The organism is Paenibacillus sp. P3E (assembly GCF_001909045.1).
Taxonomy (GTDB): domain Bacteria; phylum Bacillota; class Bacilli; order Paenibacillales; family Paenibacillaceae; genus Paenibacillus_AQ; species Paenibacillus_AQ helianthi.
On the sequence record NZ_LVWH01000145.1, the window covers coordinates 1 to 754 of the forward strand.

The 754-nt window shown below is 50.4% G+C and carries 2 rRNA genes; both read left to right on the forward strand.

The window, feature by feature from the left end:
* Window positions 1-271: ribosomal RNA gene (locus A3842_RS12570) — 16S ribosomal RNA — on the forward strand; the annotation flags it as partial.
* Window positions 272-608: 337 nt separating this feature from the next.
* Window positions 609-754, forward strand: a 23S ribosomal RNA gene (locus A3842_RS32950); the annotation flags it as partial.

The following is a 754-nucleotide window of genomic DNA, read 5'->3' on the forward strand; positions in this document are numbered from 1 at the left end:
AGCCAATCCCAGCAAAGCCGGTCTCAGTTCGGATTGCAGGCTGCAACTCGCCTGCATGAAGTCGGAATTGCTAGTAATCGCGGATCAGCATGCCGCGGTGAATACGTTCCCGGGTCTTGTACACACCGCCCGTCACACCACGAGAGTTTACAACACCCGAAGTCGGTGGGGTAACCCGCAAGGGGGCCAGCCGCCGAAGGTGGGGTAGATGATTGGGGTGAAGTCGTAACAAGGTAGCCGTATCGGAAGGTGCGGCTGGATCACCTCCTTTCTATGGAGAATCGTTTCCTGCAATGGAAACATTCAAATCGGAAGCTTGACTTCCATTAGAACCTTTGGGTTCGAACACTCACTCGTTGCTCAGTTTTGAGAGTTGAAGCTCTCATTTGTAACCTTGATCCTTGAAAACTGGATACCGAAACGAAAATGCGTTTTAGAACATCTTTTAGCTGAAACTTGTGTAAACAAGTTGAAATCGTTATTAGTATGCTGAAAGCGAAGGTTTTCGATTGTGAAGCGACCTTTGACTTTAAACAGACAAGCGAACGGATTCATCCGGGAGCGCTGTTTAAAACAAGATGAGCGAACAAGCGAAACACCGGAGCGATGGTTAAGCTAATAAGAGCACACGGAGGATGCCTAGGCGCCAGGAGCCGACGAAGGACGTGGCGAACAACGAAACTGCCTCGGGGAGCTGTAAGCAAGCTTTGATCCGGGGGTGTCCGAATGGGGAAACCCAGCTGTGGTAATTCGC